This window comes from Paenibacillus sp. FSL H8-0168 (assembly GCF_038592955.1).
Classification (GTDB): Bacteria; Bacillota; Bacilli; order Paenibacillales; family Paenibacillaceae; genus Paenibacillus; species Paenibacillus polymyxa_B.
Genome location: NZ_CP151948.1, coordinates 1,363,985 through 1,386,110, shown reverse-complemented (window position 1 = coordinate 1,386,110; position 22,126 = coordinate 1,363,985). Strand labels below are relative to the sequence as shown.

General features: G+C 47.9%; 21 protein-coding genes. 3 read left to right on the top strand and 18 right to left on the bottom strand.

Translation table 11 applies throughout. The features are described 5' to 3' along the window. Positions 1–6 precede the first annotated feature (6 nt). Both MHI21_RS06330 and MHI21_RS06325 read left to right on the top strand, forming a co-directional pair. Positions 7–1,038, top strand: coding sequence for a M23 family metallopeptidase (locus tag MHI21_RS06330; RefSeq protein WP_342419668.1), 1,032 nt, complete (start codon positions 7–9; stop codon positions 1,036–1,038). 45 nt (positions 1,039–1,083) lie between these two features. Continuing rightward, positions 1,084–1,545, top strand: a complete 462-nt coding sequence (locus MHI21_RS06325) for a polymer-forming cytoskeletal protein (protein WP_342419667.1) — start codon at positions 1,084–1,086, stop codon at positions 1,543–1,545. 18 nt (positions 1,546–1,563) lie between these two features. Here MHI21_RS06325 and MHI21_RS06320 read toward each other — a convergent pair whose 3' ends face one another. The 16 genes from MHI21_RS06320 to MHI21_RS06245 form a co-directional block, all read right to left on the bottom strand. Next, positions 1,564–2,649, bottom strand: coding sequence for an AI-2E family transporter (locus MHI21_RS06320; protein WP_341162041.1), 1,086 nt, complete (start codon positions 2,647–2,649; stop codon positions 1,564–1,566). A 244-nt stretch (positions 2,650–2,893) separates the two neighbouring features. Further along, positions 2,894–3,676, bottom strand: a complete 783-nt coding sequence (locus tag MHI21_RS06315; protein ID WP_165176441.1) for an ABC transporter permease subunit — start codon at positions 3,674–3,676, stop codon at positions 2,894–2,896. After that, entirely contained in the window at positions 3,669–4,589 is a 921-nt protein-coding gene (locus MHI21_RS06310; RefSeq protein WP_061830259.1) for an ABC transporter ATP-binding protein, read from the bottom strand. The genes MHI21_RS06315 and MHI21_RS06310 overlap by 8 nt, the downstream gene beginning before the upstream one ends. A 109-nt stretch (positions 4,590–4,698) precedes the next feature. Next, positions 4,699–5,190 carry a hypothetical protein gene (locus tag MHI21_RS06305; protein WP_061830260.1) on the bottom strand — a complete coding sequence of 164 codons (492 nt, stop codon included), beginning with the start codon at positions 5,188–5,190 and terminating at the stop codon, positions 4,699–4,701. Between the two features lie 132 nt (positions 5,191–5,322). Beyond that, entirely contained in the window at positions 5,323–6,300 is a 978-nt protein-coding gene (locus tag MHI21_RS06300) for an LCP family protein (RefSeq protein WP_342419666.1), read from the bottom strand. A gap of 14 nt (positions 6,301–6,314) precedes the next feature. Next, positions 6,315–7,655: a UDP-glucose/GDP-mannose dehydrogenase family protein gene (locus MHI21_RS06295; protein WP_341163702.1), complete on the bottom strand. Its 1,341-nt coding sequence runs from the start codon at positions 7,653–7,655 to the stop codon at positions 6,315–6,317. 51 nt (positions 7,656–7,706) lie between these two features. Next, a complete protein-coding gene (locus MHI21_RS06290) occupies positions 7,707–8,516 on the bottom strand; it encodes a WecB/TagA/CpsF family glycosyltransferase (protein WP_341162043.1) in 810 nt (269 codons plus the stop codon). Continuing rightward, the gene (locus MHI21_RS06285) at positions 8,494–9,735 is read right to left on the bottom strand and encodes a glycosyltransferase family 4 protein (RefSeq protein ID WP_341162044.1); all 1,242 of its coding nucleotides are present in this window, start codon (positions 9,733–9,735) and stop codon (positions 8,494–8,496) included. The genes MHI21_RS06290 and MHI21_RS06285 overlap by 23 nt, the downstream gene beginning before the upstream one ends. Then, positions 9,732–10,964, bottom strand: a complete 1,233-nt coding sequence (locus MHI21_RS06280) for a glycosyltransferase family 4 protein (protein ID WP_342420183.1) — start codon at positions 10,962–10,964, stop codon at positions 9,732–9,734. Before MHI21_RS06280 ends, MHI21_RS06285 begins: the two co-directional genes overlap by 4 nt. A gap of 703 nt (positions 10,965–11,667) precedes the next feature. Further along, complete coding sequence (locus tag MHI21_RS06275) at positions 11,668–12,930, bottom strand: hypothetical protein (RefSeq protein WP_061830266.1); 1,263 nt, start codon at positions 12,928–12,930, stop codon at positions 11,668–11,670. Further along, a complete protein-coding gene (locus MHI21_RS06270) occupies positions 12,917–14,260 on the bottom strand; it encodes a flippase (RefSeq protein WP_165176451.1) in 1,344 nt (447 codons plus the stop codon). Before MHI21_RS06270 ends, MHI21_RS06275 begins: the two co-directional genes overlap by 14 nt. Positions 14,261–14,383: 123 nt before the next feature. Then, on the bottom strand, positions 14,384–15,373 hold the full coding sequence (gene gmd / locus MHI21_RS06265) for a GDP-mannose 4,6-dehydratase (protein ID WP_342419665.1): 990 nt from the start codon (positions 15,371–15,373) through the stop codon (positions 14,384–14,386). 22 nt (positions 15,374–15,395) lie between these two features. After that, positions 15,396–16,334, bottom strand: a complete 939-nt coding sequence (locus tag MHI21_RS06260; protein ID WP_342419664.1) for a GDP-L-fucose synthase — start codon at positions 16,332–16,334, stop codon at positions 15,396–15,398. A 36-nt stretch (positions 16,335–16,370) separates the two neighbouring features. Further along, positions 16,371–17,069 (bottom strand): sugar transferase, encoded by a 699-nt coding sequence (locus tag MHI21_RS06255; RefSeq protein ID WP_039269544.1) that lies wholly within the window; start codon positions 17,067–17,069, stop codon positions 16,371–16,373. Between the two features lie 85 nt (positions 17,070–17,154). Then, positions 17,155–17,841, bottom strand: coding sequence for a CpsD/CapB family tyrosine-protein kinase (locus MHI21_RS06250; RefSeq protein ID WP_061830270.1), 687 nt, complete (start codon positions 17,839–17,841; stop codon positions 17,155–17,157). Then, positions 17,822–18,571: a Wzz/FepE/Etk N-terminal domain-containing protein gene (locus MHI21_RS06245; protein ID WP_039269541.1), complete on the bottom strand. Its 750-nt coding sequence runs from the start codon at positions 18,569–18,571 to the stop codon at positions 17,822–17,824. The genes MHI21_RS06250 and MHI21_RS06245 overlap by 20 nt, the downstream gene beginning before the upstream one ends. A gap of 327 nt (positions 18,572–18,898) precedes the next feature. On the opposite strand from MHI21_RS06245, the gene MHI21_RS06240 reads away from it, so the two are divergent. Then, complete coding sequence (locus MHI21_RS06240) at positions 18,899–19,267, top strand: helix-turn-helix transcriptional regulator (protein ID WP_025720479.1); 369 nt, start codon at positions 18,899–18,901, stop codon at positions 19,265–19,267. 53 nt (positions 19,268–19,320) lie between these two features. Here the strand turns inward: MHI21_RS06240 and MHI21_RS06235 are convergent, their stop codons facing one another. Further along, positions 19,321–19,503, bottom strand: coding sequence for a hypothetical protein (locus MHI21_RS06235; protein WP_341162048.1), 183 nt, complete (start codon positions 19,501–19,503; stop codon positions 19,321–19,323). 312 nt (positions 19,504–19,815) lie between these two features. Beyond that, on the bottom strand, positions 19,816–22,110 hold the full coding sequence (locus MHI21_RS06230) for a hypothetical protein (RefSeq protein WP_342419663.1): 2,295 nt from the start codon (positions 22,108–22,110) through the stop codon (positions 19,816–19,818). Positions 22,111–22,126 lie beyond the last annotated feature (16 nt).

The window sequence follows — 22,126 nt, the reverse complement described above, 5'->3', positions numbered from 1 at the left end:
GCGATTATGAAAAAAGGAAGCCTAAATCGCCGGATGACCCTGCTTGTTATTCGGGATGCACAGCAACCGCCCAAGCAGCTACAATGCTCTACTGCCGCTGTCATTCTCGTCCCGACTCTTGTGATCGCCTCTATCTCTACACTCGTGATCGGGCTGCAAATCCGTTCTTCCCATATTATCTCCCAAATGGAAACGAATCTTGCTGTCCAGAGTTTGCAGATGGAGGTCACGGTAGCGGACAAGGATGCAGCCATTGGGCGACTACGGCAGGAAGTCATGGAGCTGACGAATCAAGCCACCAATATTCGTGAACGCCTTCAGCGCGTAACAGAGCTGGAACAACAAATGCAGCAATTCATTCGTAAACATGGAAACTCATCTGCCACAAGTAACCATAAAAAGACCATGACGCCGCTCTCCTGGGATGCTTCCGGCCATATTGGAGGTGAACTGATCGCAGTGCATGAAAATACTGCCCTCCTAACTCGCCAGGCAATGGATGATTTTCAGGAGATCGAATCTCTGTTGGACACGGTGGAACGTACGGTTCCCCGCTCTATTCAGCAAGCAAATGCCGTACAGCAGAATTTGGAGCGCAAACAAGCCGCACAGCTACTCCAGACCCGTAGGCTGGCTCTTGCCGAACAAGGGAATCCCTCCGTTTGGCCTGCAGGTTCACGGCGAATGACCTCCAGTTTCGGCTATCGCAGCGACCCTTTTACGGGTAGATCTGCCTTTCATTCAGGCGTGGACATTGCCGGACAAACCGGTGATCCTGTCTATGCAGCAGGAGCAGGCACCGTCTTGGAGGCTGCTTCTAGCGGAGCCCGCGGCAAGTGCATCATCATCCAGCATCCTGACGGACTCCAGAGCTGGTATATGCACCTGAGCGGCATGCAGGTGGCTCCGGGAGATCGTGTCCACAAAGGACAGACCATCGGTCTGTTAGGAAGTACCGGGAGAAGCACGGGACCTCATCTTCATTTTCAGATCGTCAAGCATAACCAACCTGTCGATCCATTACTGTATGTACAATGAGGACTTTTCAAAATCCTTACAATAAAAGATTGGGGGAAAATCATCATGTTCAAGGAATCCAAAAAAAAGCTCTCCGCCCCAGCTATGGATACACTGCTCGCTAATGGCACCAGCTTTGAAGGTACAGTTGAGGCAGAGGCCAATATTCGGATTGATGGTCATTTTCAGGGCGATATCCGCAGCACTCGTACTGTCGTCATTGGAGAATCTGCTGTAGTACGTTCGGACATCATCGCACAAGACGTCATTCTTGCCGGTAAGGTGTTCGGCAGCATTACTACAGAAGGACGACTGACCATTACGCCGACAGGTGAACTGTACGGAAATACGGCGACCGCTGCATTGGTCATATCTGAAGGCGGTGTACTGGACGGCACAAGTCAAATGAACCGAACAAAGGATGTAGAGTTGTCAATTTCTACGGATGAGTCAAACGACGAAACCCAATCTAGTTTCAGCAAAAACAGGGAGGACAGCCAAGCCGATCTGCAATCCGAAGCAGGGTAAAATCAGTATATACTCCATTCATTCCATAATATCCTCCACTCTGCGTTCCAAAAATAATTGGTACACCTTACGTATGACAATTTTTCCGCACATATACAATGGAATCACCAAAATGATACCCAGAATCCCGAGCAGGTCGCCACCAACCAACAGTAAAATAACGACAGTCAATGGATGAATATCCAGCTGCTTGCCAAAAACTATAGGTGACAGCCAATTATCCTGAATTTGCTGTGCAGCAATCACCACGACCAGCGACCAGAGCGCCATCGAAGGTGATTCGAGAAATCCAATAATAACTACAGGTATAGAAGCAGCCACTGCCCCCACATAGGGAATAAAATTAAGAAAAATCGAAATAACGGCGAGCAGCAAGGCATAAGGCAAACCAATAATTAAAAATCCAAGGAACATCATCACACCCAACGCGATATTGATCAGCACCCGACTGACGATAAAGCTGCTGAGCGCGCTATCGATATCTTCCATGACCTCCAACGCATCTTTGTGATATTTTTTAGGAAAGAAGTTTAGCATTTTAGGGCCAAACTTGTTCCCTTCCTTCAGCATGTAATAGAGCAATATAGGAAAAGTAGCCAATACGATAAAAAAGTAGGACACGAACGATACCAGCTTTACCGAATAATCAGACAGTGTCGAAAAAGCTTCGTTCAACGTATCTGACAGTTGTGACAGCGGGTCTTCACCCGGAGGCAGCACTTGTCTCAAGGATTGATTATGCCGCCATTGGCTCAATTGATCAACCAGACTTTTAATGAGCTTCGGCGCATTTTCAAATAAATTGGTTACCTGATCACGTAGCGTAGGCCACACACCCCATGAGAAAACAAACAATAACACTCCAATGACCAAATAAATCAGCAAGATGGAGATAGATCGTTTGATTTTTCTACGTTCCATTACATCTACAATCGGCCTCAATAAATAATAGAGGAAAAAAGATAGCATCAACGGTACAACCAGCAAGCTGACCAAAGATACGAGAGGACTGAATATAAAGCTTACTTTGGTGCCCAAGTAAATGATGAGTAATAGCATGACAATACCAGTAGTCAGACGAAAAAAACGATTATTTTGCAGCATATCATGCGGCCCCCCTCTGTTCTGTTTCTCTCTACCTCTTTAAACGCAAAATGACCCTATTGATTGATTGTTGCTGAAAATAGTTTACAATATACCCCTTCACGCAGAATGTGTAGTAAAAAATGACATAGATACAGGATAAAATAGTCTTAAATGAGGATTTTGCAACATCCTGAAATAACAAAAGGACGTCCAAATGCTAGGCATTTGAACGTCCTTTTGTGTTACTCTATGGCACTTCCATTTAGGTCGAAACATCCCGTTTTACGAAAACCACCCAGGCAATGGCGATAAAAATCACATAATAGGCGGCCAGCACGGTGAGCGAAAAGGTTAGACTGGAACTTACCGTACCCGGTGGCATATCTAGATATTTTTTCAGATCCATATGCGTAAATAGTACGTATTTGGTCCATTCAAAACGATCTGTGCTGAACAAGCCAATAGAGTTATAGACTGTTTTGGTGAACATCATGAACAGCGACAGCCCAATCGCCAAGGCACTGGAACGGAAAACTGCGGATAGCATAAATGCAAAGGCCATCGTCACGAATAAGGCGATATAGCTATACAAGAAGTTCAGCGTTACATAAGATATCGGATCACTGAACAGCGGAACAGAACCCGCTGGTGCATCCTTGGATAACATCAGCCATGAGGACAGCGTAACCATCAAGATCAAAATGATCGTTCCGAGCAAACTGAACAAAATCACGGATATATACTTGGACAACAATATTTTGCTTCGAGTCCAAGGTCGGATGAGCAGCAGCTTAATCGTTCCCCAAGTAAATTCACCAGCCACCGAATCAGCGGCTACAATGACCGTAAACGTCGTATTGAGGAAAAATGTAAACAACGTCGTCAACGCAATCCCATCCCACACACTGACCTGATCAGATACCAGGGAAATCAGCATCGGAATCGCAGCAGTGATGACCGCCAGCAGACCCAGCATAATCCATGTGCGCACACGCAGGTAAATTTTCAGATTTTCGTTATGTACCAACTTGAAAAAATCAGCCAATGAACCCGCCTCCCGTCACTTCCAAAAATTGATCTTCCAGCGTACGGGCAATCGGGCGAATCGCATATACTTTAACTCCGTTTGCAGCCAGCAGGCTGTTCATCTCTGCGATCTGTTCCCGCTCCAAGTGAAGCAGCAGTTGATTGCCTTCGACGCGCCCTGCTCCAGCAAGCGCATAAGCTTGCTCGGCATCATTTACCTCAAAAGCAATTTCTGCCGTCTGCACTTCCTCCCCTGTATTCTTCAGCTGCTTGATATCAACCAGCCGTCCGCTCTGAATAATGGCTACACGGTCGCACATCAGCTCCATCTCAGACAACAAATGGCTTGATACGAACACGGTAATTCCTTCCGTACGGGTCAATTGACGCAAATAATCCCGCAGTTCTCGAATACCCTGCGGGTCCAAGCCGTTGGTCGGCTCGTCCAGCACGAGCAGCTTCGGTCGATGCAAAATAGCCTGAGCTACCCCAAGTCGCTGCCGCATCCCGAGCGAGTAGGTTTTTACTTTATCATGAATTCGGTTTCCGAGTCCCACCAAACGAATCGCTTCATCCACGCGCTCTTGGGTCACCCCAGGAGACATTCGCGCAAAATGCTGCAAATTTTGATAGCCTGTCAAAAACTTGTACATCTCCGGGTTCTCAACAATCGCGCCGACATGGGAAACGGCCTTCTCAAAATCGGTATTAATGCTGTCTCCACAAATATGAATATCGCCCTTGCTGATCGAAATCAGGCCAACCATCATACGGATGGTAGTCGTTTTTCCCGCACCATTGGGTCCGAGGAAACCAAATACCTGTCCCGCCGGAACCTCCAGCGTCAGATCATCCACGATCGCTTTTGAGGAAATGATTTTACTCACACCCTCCATACGTATGACGGGAACCTGTCCTGTCGCTTGCTGCATGCTATGAAACTCCTTCCATCCGGAGTGAAGCTGTGATCCATTTTACTGTACATTTCCGGTTTTGGAAGTATTGTACCATATTTAACCTTTTAGAAACACCACGCAACCTCTATTCCTTGTCCTTGTATATCCAAAGCACCCGCCATTTCTCATCTTCCTGTGTCACATAACAAGGCTGTACGATATCAAAATTACCGAATCGGGTCTTGTAATGCTGAGTGACCGTAATACGGTAAACCTTCCCTAATTCTTCTCCATTCGGATCGGTACGAATGTCATATTCAGCCTGCGGCTCCCCCAGTTCAAACGTAAACGTATCCGTCCCCATATCCTGCATAAAAACGTGCGCACGCTGCTGTACATACGTAGATTTCTCGAATTTCTTTTTCATTTGCGAATGAAAAAACTCCCATGATCCTCCGAAATTTCCCGATTGCTCCATAGTGTAGAACTCGTTCAGTGCTTCGACCGCTTGATCGCCCTCGCCTGTAGACATCACCCCACGCAGACCCAGCCACAGCAGCCATAACAATCCACATATGATGGCAAAATATAATAGCTTACGGACGAACGCCGAAGCCGCTCTCCTTCTAAACAGCACACACTGCCCCTCCCTCTGTTCGACTATACCGAATTCTCTACAGATGTATGTGGGACAAGCCTTGTTTAGAAGTCTTTAGAAGAAAATAACGGGTGACCTCCCAAATAGGGCACCCGTCTACATAAGGCTTACCTAAGGCGATATGGCCGTGGTAAGCATGTGCTTCTCCAGCACTCCATGGAGACGCTGGCGTTCCTGCTCATCCACAATGTAATAATATACACCGTTAATTTTACGCCCATGTCCCTTCAGTTCAACGGTATCCGTCTGCTTGAGGGACGGACCGATCCGGGTCAGGAAAGTGGTCATATCGTCAAAGGTAATGTCTGTGCGAATCTGCTCCCCCGCTGCTTCCAATATCGGCTTTACCCTCAACAGCCCTTCCTTGCTGATAGACTGGGCCAGAATTTGCTTGAGGAGCTCCCGCTGGCGGGCATTTCTTCCGAGATCTCCACGTGGATCATCGAATCGCATACGAGCGTAGGCCAACGCCTCAGCCCCGTTCAAGTTCAAATTACCCTGCGCAAAATGATGGCCCTCATATTGAAAATCAAGTGGATTATGAACCTCCACTCCCCCCATAAGGTCCACCATTTTCGCAAACCCTTCCATGTTCATCTGCACATAGTAATCTATCGGATGGTTCAAAAAATGCTCAACCGTACGAATCGACATATCCACGCCCCCAAAAGCAAAAGCGTGATTGATTTTGTCCTCACGCCCCCTGCCGATCAGCTCTGTTCGCGTATCACGCGGAATGTTGAACATCAACATAGAGCCTTCGGCAGGGTTAACAGACAAGACGATCATCGTATCCGATCGTCCTGGATCGTGAGGCCGCCGATCTACGCCCAGCACCAGCACGGTGAACGGCTTGAACTGGGAGATGGCTGCCGGATTGGGTGTACTTGATCCAGTGTCTGTACCTACAGATCGCCCTGCTCCGCCCGTTGCAAGGGTAGAAACCGCCCCAGGCTGCACGATGCTGCGCGGATGATACATCGCATTCGCCGCCGTTTTAAAGGAATGATACACATAAGCGGTGTAGGCAGCAGCTCCTACGACCAATAATGCCGCAGCCCCCAATGTCATCTTCAGCCATCGTTTCATACGCAGCCTCCCCTTTACGGATTCACTACAGACGGATGACGATCTACATCCAGATTGTTCATCTGTGGCCTGCCGACAGAATAGTATGCAAAGGCGGATTGTCTGATTTGCTCTTCGCTGTACACATTGCGTCCGTCAATCATAATTGGATACTTCATAAGCTCATTCAGCTCACCCAACCCGATATCACCAAACTCTTCCCATTCCGTCAATAGACACAGTGCGTCACATCCCTCTGCCGCTTCTCGTGCGCTATCTGCCCACGTTACTTCCGAGCTGTCCAGCAGTCTGCGGAAGTTAGCCGTAGCGATCGGGTCATACGCACGAATTTGCGCCCCTGCCTCCAGCAGCGACTGCATGATATCCAGCGCCGGGGCATCTCTTACGTCATCTGTATTCGGTTTAAAGGCCAGTCCCCATATACCAATCGTAGCTCCCTCCAGATCACCCAGCGCCTCTTTCAGTTTACGAATCACGTTAAAACGTTGCCCCTGATTCACTTCCACCACAGATTTCAGCAGCTTGAATTCATAGTCCACGTTACCTGCAATTTGGATCAGAGCTTGTGTATCCTTGGGAAAACAGGAACCCCCATAGCCGATACCAGCAGACAAAAAGGAGGAACCGATCCGCTGATCCAGTCCCATACCGTGTGCCACGCGTGTAACGTCTGCGCCCACCTTTTCGCAAATATTTGCAATCTCATTAATAAACGAAATTTTGGTCGCCAAAAAAGCATTCGACGCGTACTTGATCATCTCCGCCGAACGGATATCCGTGGTTACGATATTTGTCGTCAACGGCTCGTGCAGTGTAGTCAGCACAGCGGACACATGCGGATCGGAAGCTCCGATGATGATTCGATCTGGCTGTAGGGTGTCTATGACTGCTGAGCCTTCGCGTAAAAATTCAGGAACCGAAGCCACACCAAACGAATAGTTTGTGCGGCTCGCAATCCAATTTTGAATACGTTCGTTCGTTCCGACAGGCACCGTGCTTTTGGTGACAATTACTTTGTAGCCATTCATGGCGTCTGCCACCTCGCAGGCGGCTTCTTCAATATAGGACAGGTTCGCTTCTCCGCCTGGCAGTGAAGGCGTGCCGACCGCCAAAATAACAATTTCGGCTGCCTCCACCGAAGCAGCCGTATCTGTTGTAAAGCTTAGTCGGCCTTGTTCTACATTATCTTTAATTAGAGCCTTTAGTCCCGGTTCATAAATCGGCACCCCACCTGCACGCAGCTGATGAATTTTGTCCTCATTTTGATCTACACAGACGACGGTATTCCCGAGTGCGGCAAAACAGACCCCCGACACCAGCCCGACATACCCTGCACCAATTACACATAGCTTCAAAGCAACTCCCCCTTTTACATGCTGTCTCATTGCATCCTGCTTTTACCGACTTCACTTCTCTATATCTCTTCCTGCAAGCCGATTATGATAAAGCGTAAGCCGTTTGTTTTGTCGATAAGATTTTAGAAAACGGTATACATACATCGGATTGTTATAGGCATACCTCTTCCATAATCGCTTCGGTTCACAGATCAGACGGTACAGCCACTCCAGCCCCAGCTTTTGTATCGCTAGTGGCGGTCTACGAACCTTTCCAGTGATATAGTCAAAGGCCGCCCCTACTCCAATCATCACGCCATGAATGCGGTCTTTGTTTCGATGCATCCATATTTCCTGCTTCGGGCAGCCTAAGCTGACGAATATGATATGCGCGCCAGACGCATTGATTTCATCAATGATCCGCTCCTCCTCATCTGGGTGAAGCTCACGAAATGGCGGCGAAAAGCTGCCCGCGATGCGGATTCCGGGGTAATCCTGTTCTACTCTTTCTTTTAAGCTATCCAGCGTATCCGGCGTACTGCCGTAAAAATATATACTTACCTTCGTCTGTGGCGCACGTTCGCACAACTTGAGCATCAGACTGGGACCATCTACCCGATCCTGACGCTCAAATCCGTACAGCTTGAGCGCCCATACCAACGGCATACCGTCCGGAGTACACAAATCGGCTTGAGTGAGCGCTTCGTGGAACTCGGAATGATTCCCGGCTGTGACAATGGAATGCGTGTTGCAAATACAAACATAGCCGTCCTTTCGTCCGACTGCCCATTGTTCCAGCATGTGTACCGTCTCCTGAAACGTAAGTGCTGCAATATCTGCATCCGCAATCCTTCCGACTCTATATTGGGGCAGCTGCTTCATAATCACGCTCCTCCATCGCCTCGCTATATATCGCCATCAGCTGCTTCACATTCACTTCTTCCGTATAGCGTGCAGCGTAGTTTTCCGACACCTTCTGTCTCATAGCTGCATAGTTTTCATAGGCTACTGCACAGCGAATCACAGTCTTTATATTTTCCAAATCATCATGTTGAAAATGGAAACCCGTCACCCCGTCCTCCACGACTTCCTCCAGTGCACCGAGCCGGCTGCATAATACCGGAGTTCCAACAGAAAAAGACTCTACAATGGTCATGGGAAATCCTTCATACCAAATGGAAGGCACCATGACATACATGGCCCGGCTCATGCAATCCAGTACCGTGTCTCCATCCTGCTTACCGAGAAACCGAACGTCTTCCTGCGGATAAGCAGCGGTCAATTCAGCCTTTTCCGGACCATCCCCAATGATGACCAGTCTCAATCCCCCCCGATCTTCCAACTGTGACCAAGCTTGCAACAGATTGCGAACCCCTTTTTCAGCTGAAATCCGTCCCACGAACAATAAATAACGATCATTCGGGTCATACTGGGTTTTCACTGTTTTATGATGGACAAAATTCGGCTTTACCGCGATACGATCCAGCGGAATACCGCTTTCGGCAAATTTGTCCCGTGCAAACTCTGTCAGCGCAATATAGCGACTTACCTTGTGCTGCCATGTGCCGATCAGATCGTTGAACTTAATCATCGCCGCTACCGGAATCGTCTGAAGCTGTGAACCTCGATAGCATCCATGACGGATGGAATGCAGCAGCGTGCCGTGCAGGCATTTTTCACAAACCTTATTCCCTCGCATAAAGGTTGCCGCCGGACAAATCAGCCTGTAATTATGAAGTGTCTGGACAACCGGAATCCCCAGCCGTTCACAAGCATGATAGACCGAAGGGGATATAACCGGGAAAAAATTATGCACATGTACCACATCTGGCTTCACCTGTAAAAGCAGCTTCTTGATTCTTTTGAATTCCGGCAGGGACCATGCCGCCTCTACCGCCAGCTTTGCCATGTTCGCTAGCCCTCTGCTTTGAATGCTGTCGTTGTGCACATAGTAATGCTCTGTCTCTATTCCTCTGGAACGCAGCATAGCTGATTCTTGCTCGACAACCTTGTCTTCCCCCCCGGCTTGCTGATAAAAGTTATGGATGATCAGCACCTTGCTTACAGGAGGGTTCATCTGTCTGCTGACCTGTTGGCTCACGTGGCTGCCCCTCTTTCCTGCGTTGATTGCATAGCGTGGTTAGAACTTCTGGGCTTGATCCCTTGATGGCTTACTATCTCATCCGCAATGCGATCCCACGACATACGCTCGACCGTAAGGAAGGCCTTCTCCGCCATACTTCGTCTCAGCTCAGCATTATCCAGCAAATCGCCTATTCGACCAGACCATTCCTCTTCTGAAAAGCTTCTCAGCATCACTCCGCTTACCCCGTCCTCAATCAAGGTAACCGAGCCCCCGTTTACCGAAGAGATAATCGGGACGCGAAACAGCATGCTTTCCAGCAGCACCATGCCAAAAATATCGTATTGGGTCGGAAACAGCATCACATCCGCCGCTCCGTAAACCTGCCACAGATGACGTTGCTCCACTCTTGAAAAATGTATAATACTGTCCGTTATTCCCAGTTCATGAGCATATGTCCAATAGCGGTCTGTGTCCGTCTTCCGTCCATCCCCGACCATTAACAAAAGGCAGCTAGGATGCTTTTGGAGTACCCTTTTGAACGTAGTCAGCATAAAATGTATATTTCTCCGTTCCTCCAGTACACCAACATACAGTAGCACCGGACGATCACCGATTCGACGCAGCTCATTCGCGACCTCACGGTTTTCCTCACGGTCTCCGCTTATGTCTTCACTGTTGTTACTGGTGTCACTATCGAATGCTCTCTCTACTTTATTGCGATCCAGTCCGACTCCAATCGTAACCACGTTGTCAAAACCTTTATTCTCCAAATAGCGCTTGGCGAGATCGGATTTGACATAGGTACGGCGTAGAGATTTTGCTACCTTCGGCAGCAGCATAATATCGTACAGTTTGCGGATCAGCGCGTGCGTGTTATCTCGGTATGGGCCGTGATACAACGCCAGCTTATCAGGACATTTGCGGGAAAGCAGATAGGTCATGATCTGGTTGTATTCTGTAGTAATGACCAGACCATAAGCATCCAGAAAAGAATCTTTGAGAACATCTCTGTAGATGCTGTTGCTTAAGAACTTAAACCCGTGGAGCCAGATAATACGCAAGGTGCATCCTTCGTGACGGTAGACCTGTTCCAGATGGGTTTCTTTACGATCGTTGTAGTAAACAATATCGCAATCATAGCCTTTTCGAACGAGTGCTTTGCCCAAACCGACTTCCTGTAAATTGTATGAGTCCCCGTTCACTTTGCTGGCAAAATTGCGGAGATACAATATTTTTTGAATCATCATCAGGGCTCCTGCCATTTCATATTGGGTGAGTTATGGAGCACGGAGGGTTCAGAGAACGCTGCGCGTTCCATTTGATCTTCCGATCGCTGTTGCAGTAGGATTCCTGGATATATAAAACATTCCGAGGTAAGAATCCCACTGCAAAGGCGAACGCTAACGCTTCTTCAGATTCAAATGGACCGCTCCGCTACTGGCCGCCGGGTCCATAAAGTCACCCCATTTCAAAAAAGGGAATGCTGGGCATGAAGTGCCCCCCGCTGCGCGGATATACGCGAGCGAATGCACGCAGGCGTTGACTGCGCGCTACCTTGTATACCGGTCACCATAGCGATAAACGATTGAACAGCATAGAGCTACTACCACTGGGCTGACACAAGACCTTAACGATGACTAGATTGTCGCCTGCTAAAAGATTGCTATCCACCAAACGCTGTCACCCTGACAGAGAACGGTACAGAGCATTAATTTCGCCGGCATGCATGCCCGGCGAGAAGTTCGCGGCGATAGGGCTAAGCTATCGCTAGACGGCTCTTACCTCCCCCACCCAATAGGCTGGGGGAAATTCTTTTTGGCGGCGGTAGGTAGCGGATGGTAAGGGTTTGAATCTGAAGAAGCGAAGCGGTCGCCTTTGACGAGGGATTCCGCCTTCTTACAGGGCCTATTCAATCCAGGGAATCCCTCGTCAACAGCGATCGGAAGATCAAACCCGCCCCGAAGCGGCCTTTCCCCTCCAACTTGAATGTTCACGCTGCCTTTCCTCCGTCATCTGCATATTAAAATGATCTGCTCCTTTGAGCTGGGCAGCTGCCATATCTGCCACTAGAGTCACACTCGATTCCATCGGCACAAAGCGGTATTTGTAGGCTGTAAGCCGATGATCCGTTTCGTGAAATAAAATATCCTGAGCGTAATTCCCCCATCGGTCCTTGGGCATCAAATCAATGGTCATGCTGGCATGCGCAGACGGCAGCAGCATATTAGAGCCGTGGATACCGATTACTAATTGGCTGGCTGCGTATACCTCGCAGACCCGCAGCTCACTTTCTCGGTCGAAGCGTGTGACACGCTCATCAGAAATCCATGCCGGGAAGCTCCCGGTACGCCCAAGTCCAGCGACTGTAAAACGATGATCTGGGAAGCTTTCTTTTAGCCTGCGGAACAGCCGTATGATTTTACTGCGCTGATGATAAATTAGCGGTTTTAGCCCACGTTTGAGCTGCGGAAATTTCTGTACCGCTCTTGCGATATGATGGCTGCCGCTCCACAAGCGATCTTCCCTCCATACGAAGGTAATGCGCGGCTCCGACTCACGCCCCTCGTCATAGCGGGAGACACCTGTAAACTGCTCAATATCAAACTGATTGGGATGTGAATATGCCGGGCTGACATACACCTCATCAAAACGCATCAGTTCCTCAATCATCCGATGATGTAGTACAGGATAAAAGTTACGTGCCCTGCTGAATGGCACATCAACCGTCCAAATTTCAGACACATATGCTGGCACCATCCACTCCAGCGACTTTTGCACAATGACGATAATTCCCAGGTCCGGGGATTGCTCGTATTCGCGTTGCACATTGAGCAGCTTGAGCAACGCATGGCCATACAAATAATCCATAGTGTTGACGATAATTACACGTGTAGAAGCTTTCATTTTATGCACGGTCATGCCGACTGCTAAGTCATAGGAAGGATTCATCAACGATTGTCGCAAAGGCTCTCCGAGCCATTTTCTCGACTTCGCATCACCGGTCAGAATATAGTCAGGCATTTCTACACGATAAGGTGAATACGTGGCATGACCGACCCTCATGTCCTCGAGATATTCGCGTCCGCACCCCTCACACGCAGTACTGACACATACATGGATTCCCTGCCACAGCACCTCTCCACCACGTACCTTACCTCCACAATGCGGGCACTGTTCCTCATGCCGAACAAACGGTTTAATGGGTATCATGATTGTTCTCTCCAACTTTCGGTACTGTAATTTGAACACGCCAAAAGGTCAGGATGGACTTCATCATCCAACCCAAATTAGATTTAACTTCCTTAAACAGCAAATCTAATAGAAATACAGATATCGTAAAGGACAAGATCGTCGCCACTAACGACCCTCGGACACCAAGCAAAGGGATTAGCGCGTAATTGAAAGCGATATTCGTAACCGCCCCTACCACCGAGGTCAGCAGCGTGTATCTAAACAAATTTTCATTGGTAATAAACAAGCTTTTAGCAACACTGAAGTTGGTGAAAAACAGACGAATCGCAAACAGAGACAGCAGCGAACCTGCTTCGGTAAATTCCCTCCCATACAGCACAACCACTACCCATTGGGACAGAAAAAATAAAGGTACCGAGGTCACAAGAAAGCATATAAACATCAGCCGATACACCTTGGACAATGTCTGTCTGTATTCGTCGCTTCCTTTCTGCTTTGAACGCGTCACCACCGGAGCATAAGCCGTCGTCAGAACGACCGGAATGAAGCCCAGCACTTCGATGAGTCGGAGTGCAACGGAGTATTGCCCGACCGCAGCATTCCCCAGCAGTTCACCGATAATGACTTGATCGATCCGTGCCTGTACATATACAGCGGAGGATGACAATATAAGCGGCCAACTGTGATTCATGATTCGCCGAGCTGTGGTTAAGCGGAACGTCCATCGGTTCACACGTCGTCCTTCCTTATGGAAGAAATACAGCAGCAGCAGGCTTCCCAACAGAAACTCTCCATGAGCACACAACGCTACCAACCATATCGGGACACCGGACAACAAAAGAATGATTTTGATGGTGGAGCCGAGAACAAAAGCGGTATTCTTGGCAACGACCGTGTATTTGGACAGCATCTGCGCACGAAACCAGTAGTCGATGATATCAAACAATTGAAATATCGAGGCCGTAGCCAGGATCAGATTGATCAACCGCACTGAACTATCTTCCGGTCTGAGCAGTGAAATGAAGGAATAGGACAGTACAATGGCTATCAGAGTACCTACCAATTTCAGCAGAACCGCCGTCCCCAATAGCTCATGCTCATCCTTGGGGTCTTTGACAAGATCGCGTACTAATATAGAATCAAAGCCAAGGGTCGTGAAAATCAGAAACATCCCGAAAAAGGATTCCGCATAATTCCACTTTCCCAGCTCCTCTGGTCCCAACACTCTCGCCATGATGATGCTGACTGCCAGGCCAAACACCATGCGAATCATTTTGTCACCGAACAGCCAGGATGTATTCACCAGCAAACTTCTGCGCGGTTTGGCGCGTTTTTTGACTAATGTCATAGGTTTTACTCCATCTTAAAAAATGACCTTGCGCACAGCCTTATAACCTGCTGTTCTGTCAATACAGCTGCAATCATGTACAGCGAAGAGCCCCCCCGCCCAGGCGGGTGGCCTCTCCATCTCTTACACGACGACAGAAGCTTCAACTGCAGCCTGCCTTTTTACCCGCTCCAAGTCTGTATCCACCATCATATGAATGAGCTGCTCGAAGCCTACTTCCAATCGCCAACCCAGCTTTTCTTTCGCCTTGGCACAATCGCCGAGCAATAAATCTACCTCTGCCGGACGGACAAATTGAGGATCGATCACGACGTAATCCTCATAATTTAAACCTACATGGGAAAAGGCAATTTGCAGCAGTTCACGTACAGAATGCATTTCTCCTGTGGAAATGACGTAATCATCCGGTTGTTCCTGCTGAAGCATCAGCCACATCGCCTTTACATAATCGCCTGCAAAACCCCAGTCTCGCAGTGAATCCAAATTTCCCATGCGCAGCTCCTGCTGCAACCCTAGCTTGATACGAGCTACCGCATCCGACACTTTACGCGTTACAAATTCCAGTCCTCGGCGTGGCGATTCGTGATTGAACAGAATGCCAGAGCAAGCAAACATATCAAAGCTTTCGCGATAGTTCACTGTAATCCAATGGCCGTACACTTTGGCTACACCGTAGGGACTACGTGGGTAAAACGGAGTCGTTTCTGTCTGGGGTGTCTCCAGCACCTTACCGAACATCTCGCTGCTTGACGCCTGATAAAAGCGCGCTTCCGGTTTGGCAATTCGAACCGCCTCCAGCATATTGGTGACAGATAGCGCTGTAATCTGCCCTGTAGCCAACGGCTGCGGCCACGAGGCCGCTACAAAGGATTGAGCAGCCAAGTTGTAGACCTCATCTGGGTCGGACTGACGGACGGCTTCGATCAATGAAGCCAGATCGGTCATATCACCGGAAAGCCATTGGATGTCATTCTGGATATGCGCTACATTTTCAAAGTTCGGTGTGCTGGTTCGTCTGCGCACCCCGTACACCTCATAATCCTTGGACAGCAGCAACTCAGCCAGATAGGACCCGTCTTGTCCGGTAATCCCTGTGATCAGCGCTTTTTTCATTCCAATTCCCCCACCGTTTTTTTTATTGTTCAACCAGATTCAGGCCTTGAAATGCCTGATACACAGACCTTAATCCCTCTTCTAGTGAAATACGCGCCGACCAGCCCAGCCCGGAAATTCGGGATACATCTACCAACTTACGCGGCGTTCCATCAGGAGCGGAGGTGTTAAAGGTAATTTCTCCCTCATAGCCAACTACATTCTTCACTCGTTCAGCCAGCTCACGAATGGAGATATCCTCACCTACGCCGATATTTACAATTTCATTTCCCTCATAATTGTTCATCAGGAACAGACAGGCTTCAGCCAGATCATCAGAATGAAGAAATTCTCGGCGCGGCGTACCAGATCCCCATACTTCTACAGTCGGAGATTGATTCAGCTTGGCTTCATGAAACTTGCGGATGAGCGCAGGTAGCACATGAGAGGTCTGGAGATCAAAATTGTCGCCCGGACCGTATAAATTCGTCGGCATCACAGAAATAAACCGAGTTCCATACTGACGGTTGTAAGACTGACACATTTTAATCCCGGCAATTTTAGCAATCGCATAGGCCTCATTAGTAGGCTCCAGTTCACCCGTAAGCAGATATTCTTCTCGCAACGGCTGCGGAGCAAATTTAGGATAGATACAGGTAGAGCCGAGGAATAACAGCTTGCCTACATTCGCCCGGTACGCCGCATCAATCACATTCGTTTGTATAAGCAGATTGTCACGGATAAAATCAGCCGGATATTCGTTATTCGCCAAAATCCCACCAACCTTGGCCGCTGCCAGAAATACATAATCCACAGGCTCTGTTTCAAAAAAATGATCTACTGCCTCTTTATTGCGTAGATCCAGCTCACGGCTTGTGCGAGTAATAATATGACGGTAACCCGTATTCTGAAGCGCTCGGACAATAGCGGAACCCACCAGCCCGTTATGCCCTGCTACATATATGTTGGAATGAAGATCCATACTTATCCCCTACTTTCTTCGTGAAAATGAAAGACTTTAATACGCATCCTTGGAGCCTAGCAGCACACGAAATGTTTTCAGCATAATGATCATATCTGTGCGGAAACTGCGTCTGGATATGTACTCCAAATCCAGTTCTACCATCTGGTTAAAGCTTAGATGATTACGACCGCTGATCTGCCATAGACCGGTGCAGCCTGGTGTAACCGTCAGACGCAGCTTATCCCTCACTGTGTAATTATGGACTTCTCTTGGCAACGGGGGTCTGGGTCCTACCAGACTCATCTGCCCACGCAGTACATTGAACAGTTGTGGCAGCTCGTCGATGCTCGTTCTGCGAAGAAAGCGACCCACACGGGTAATTCGGGGATCGTCCCGCATTTTGAACATCGCACCCTCAATTTCATTTTCCACCAGCAATGCAGACAATCTCGCCTCGGCATCAGACACCATGGAACGAAATTTGATCATGCGAAACGGACGCTCATTTTTCCCAATACGTACTTGATAAAATAACGCACTGCCTTTTGGGTCCTCCAGCTTAATCAGCAGAATGACAAGCAGAAATACCGGGCATAGCACGATGATTCCAATGAAAGACAATATAATATCCATGCTTCGCTTCACGAACGGGTATACGTTCCATCCTTGCCGCCGTTCAAGCCCATGAGCGACCGAATATACATCCACTGACGCGCCCAGCACTTCGGCCTCGTTCGAGCGGGAAGAAGACACGTCTCATCACCTCGCTCCTTATTGATAATTATTATTTATACATTGTTAAAAGAATTTTATATACTCTCATTTTCCTCCTTTTCATTCATGTCAGATTGCGTTCCTCCATACCCCGCTCGGCGCGGGTATTCGAACGCTTCACATTATTAAGTACGACACCCAGAATGCGCGCCTTTACTCTTTCCAAATTCGCTTTTGCTTTCTTGACGACATCCTTTTTGACCTTCCCTGCCTGCACCACCAGAATGACTCCGTCACACATAGCGCTTATAATTAAGCCATCCGGAAAGGACAGCAACGGCGGCGTATCCATTAAGATCACGTCATAATGTTCTTTTAGCTCAACCAGCAGAGCATTCATTCTACGGGAACTGAGCATCTCGGACGGATTGGGCGGGTTCGGTCCGGCTGTAATTGCATGCAGATGGTCAATCCCGGTTTCCTGAACCACATCCTGCCATGCCTGTTGATTGGCAAGCACCCGTGTCAGCCCTGTATGGTTACGCAAACCAAACATATGGTGCAAAGAGGAACGACGCAGATCCATATCCATAATCAGCACCTTTTTCCCCTCTTGCGCATAGGTTACAGCCAAATTGCTAATCGTGACCGTTCTGCCTTCACCCGCCTGAGCGGACGCCACCATCATAACCTCAATCGGCTCGTCTATAGAAGAAAACTGGATGTTAGTGCGAAGCATGCGGTACTCCTCCGAAACGGAAGACTGAGCATGTAGGGATGTAACGAGCTGATTATTGATTAATCGCGGCATATTGCCCTTCACCTACCTGTTTAGGAGTTGTAGTGGAGCTGTCAGAGCGTTTATCTTCTTTTTTCATTTTCGTAATCAGGGATAAGGTAGGCAGACCGAGTTCTTTTTCAATATCCTCTTCATTCTTAAATGTATCATCCAGTACCTCCAGCAAAAATGCCAAGCCGATTCCCAACAATAAAGAGGTGACAAAAGCAATAAATATCTGTATAGCGGGATTACTGTTCACGGGAACTGCTGGATCATTCAGACTGGCTTCGCTTAGGATGGTGACATTGTCCATTTTCATGATAGAGGGAATTTGCCGTTTGAATACTTTGGCTACCGCATTGACGGTTTTGACAGCCTTTGTATACGATAAATCGCGGATTGTTACATCCATGACCTGTGAATCACCTGCGGTGTTCACTCTTAATTTTTGCGCCAAAGCTGACGGAGTGACCTTAAGGTCGGGGAAGCTGGCGACCACCTGATCCATAATCGCCGAGGAGATCATAATTTGCTTATATGAGTTCGTTAAGGCTATATTCGTTTGAACTACACTGTAATCAACGACACCTGCACGATCCGGTCGTGGCGTCTGGTTGATAATGAGCTTTGCGGTAGCTTCATAAATCTGCGGGGTAAAATATACATTTTTTATGCCCACTACAGTACATACCAGCAGTACGATGCTACCAATCAACCACATTCTTTTACGGATCAAACGGATGTACTCTTTCAACTGCACAAGACCAGTCCTCCCTGATTGACTTGTTTTCGATGCAATAACGCTTGTACTGATCCTCTGCATAACGGGGAAAAGAACGATGCATGACCCTCTAATCTATAGTAAAATGTTGTATAATAGCGCATAGAAGGTCTAGCCAGCGAATAAGCACAAAATGCTCAATAATCGGTGGCCTCTTAGGGTATATAAACGAAGATATAAGTGAAAACTATGAAATAAAGATACGTTATGTAACTTACATAACTAATTTATGATACAAAACGTATCTTGTCAAGCGTAAAATTGCTTTTTTACCTTTCTTAACCTTGCCTTCAGGAGGAAAAACAGATGAATTATGGCACCCGCATCGCTGAATTACGAGAACATAAGGGATTAAAACAAGAGGAACTAGCGCAATCCCTCGGAATTACGCGGGCAGCTCTTTCTCACTATGAAAAAAATAGGCGCAAGCCAGATTTTGAGATCCTGACCAAGCTCGCTGATATTTTCGGGGTAACGATTGACTACTTGGTGGGACGTACGAGCCATCCGGCGGCAATATTGGATTCAGATGTGAGGGAATTTGTGGACCAGCTTGAACTGTCCGACGAGGATATTCTGCAACGTTTCAACCTGACCATTGACGGACGCACCTTGTCTGAGGAAGAAGCCAAACGTTTTATTGCATTTGTCCGAATGGAACGAATGATGGAATAAAGAAAGCGGCCGATTGCTTCACGTCTCGCTCAAGTAAGACCAACCGTTGGAATTTACACGCGCTTGTCCTTCCGGTATGTGGTTCCATCAGCGTCGCTTTCTAGCCATTCTGGCATCGTGAACCCACATTGGAGCAAAATGTCCCGGATGTCCAAGTCGATAGCGGCTTTGTCTACTTTCCGTACGTTGTTTTGAAAAAGAGGGTTGTTCACCCCTAATTCTGTCTCCTTGTTCATTCAGCATTAACCTCGCTTTATTATTCTTGGTCATCGGAAAGAGATTTCCCACAAAACCATGTATGTATAGTCATGAACAAAACTATTATATATGAATACATACCTGCAATGTTGTCGTCTTATGACGAGAATATAAAAGGATTTTCTTATTTTTTTCTTCATTATACGTAAAGTATTGGCAAATCAGAACGATTTTCCAACAAAAAAGAACCTGTCAGGTCCTATTTTCTCCTGATAGGTTCTTTTTTGTTTTATTTCGAAATGATGTTAGGTATTCGTTAACTCAGGTCCTATATACATTCCGATCTGTTATTAAGCGACCTCGGCTGCCTGGGAAACCTGAGTGCCTCCGGTCGCCCGGACTTTGTAGACATAGTGGCCTCCAGCTTTTACTGTGCGGTCTGTATACGTGTTTCCCGCTACTTGCGAGGCAATCACCTGATAGGCCCCGTCGGTCCCGTCAGCACGCAGCACATCATAGGAAGATACGCCTTCTGCCTGAAGCCAATTAATCTTTACCGCCCCATCCTGAACAGAGGCAGCCTTCACCCCTGTTGGGGCTGAGGCTGCGGTCTGATCTGTATTTTTTAATTCCAAAATATATTGTACCGCTTCGCCAGGACCCAGCTTTTCTTCAAAATCAAGGGCAGGAGAAGCCTTGAGCCCTGATATGGAACGCTGTGCCTGACTGTAAGTAGAACCCGCTCCAAAACGTTCACCTGTGTACAAACCGGCTTTCGGCATCGTTACCCGTACACGAACGGTCTGCGGGGTAGCTTCGAAATTCACTAGATTCACCAGCAATTTGTCTGAGGTAGCGCCGCTACCTGCCAGCGGTTTAAGCTTGGACGTATCCACCGCACGAACATACACCATCTTATCCTTGGTATCCTCTGGATTCAGCACTGTATAAGTCAGAGGTTTTCCATGGGTGGCATAGGCTAAGCTCAAGCGTCTCATGATCTTAACGCGGGTGTCCTGTCCTTGCCCGAACGGATAAATTTCTGTGTTGGCCGGGTTATGACTTTGCAGATCGAAGCCTGTTTTAAACAGCGTATAATCTTTATAAAAAGCAGCGTGCTGGATAAACATATCGGCAAACCCAATTTGCGAACGCATAATCCGGTCGAATGCAGCTGCTTGTGGCTGACTAGCCCCGTAATCTGGATTGTCTCGATGCGTATCATTGGTACCGAACTCTGTGTTCAGCATCTTCTTCGCCAGTCCATTGCTCGAACCGCCGAAGGTTTTCAAATTTTGGACGAAGCTACCCCCGCCCTCTTCATTATACGATTCACCATAGGCGTGTCCATTGGTCAGGTCGGTGACTTCCTCCAGCTGTTTACGCTGCTCTGGATCCCGTTCCCATCCATCTGGGTCACCGCATTTTTGCGTACCACTGGTTTGATTTTTGCACGCCTTGGTAGAGTACGTTGGCCAGTAGGCCCAGCCCGGTGCTACGGTTTTGAGATGCGGTGCCAATTGCTTGCCTTCTGTATTCAACCACTTGGCCACAGCCAGGTTTACCGCCTTGGAGCGATTAAATAATCCAGGTTCGTTATCTACTTCATAATATTGAAGATAAGAACCGTATTTTTTTACATAATCGCGCAACTTTTGCTTGGCCGTCTCTGGCAGAGAACCATCTTTTTGCAGCTTAATATCACCTGTATATAAATACAAAGCAGACGATTGCATATTATACTGCTTTAACGTTTGATAGTAATCATCCACGTCTGTACATGCCTTGCCCACATTACTGGCACAGGTGACCCTCATGACGTTGCCACTATAAGCAATGCCCAGCCATTTGAGAACGTATGGTAAATGCTTAACTGCACCCTGATCATAATAAAATTCTTTATTGTTCACATTTGTTCCGGTCAGTATATATTTACCGTGTACCGGTTCGGTCGCAGGTGAAGCTAACGTCTCCAAGCTCAAGTCATCCCAGGTCCACCACACATTTTTATCTTCTGCAGAGGAGCAGTATAGGCAGCGCGCTGTCTTTAGCTTGAGTACGTTAACACCGCTTTGCAATTGCTCTTTGGGGATATATAACTCGTAGTTGCTTTTGTAATTATATGCACTGCCCGTACCGGAAACCCCAGCGATTTGAATGATACCGGACAGCTGATAATTTGAAAATACAGCCATTTGCGGAACAGCTTTGCCCGCATCCAAAATCCGTACACGGAATATCACTCCATTGGGAGGAACTTGATCCAGCTTATACTGGAGCGACAGTTCAGGATTCGTGGACGCATTCAAGCCGGGAGGAATATCTCCACTGCTGAGCAATACCGGGGCCGCTGTATTCTCTGCTATGGACGTTGCAGACGATATTCCTTTAGCCGACGATTCGGTAGAAGCAGAGGCTGTAGGAATGTTGATATTGTCTCTACCAATCACTCCTCTAAATTCCGCTGAAGAATCATCCCTCTGTCCCAGCTTCCATACTGGACTGGCTGCCGCTACTTTATCCGTCGGCAGTTCTACGCTCCTTGAAGGCGTGTAAATCAACCAAGCGATCAGCGCTATAGCTACGACCCCCAGCAGCCCGGATAATACTGGCGTATACCTGTGGGTCAACCATTTTTTCATCATATGATCCACCCTCTCT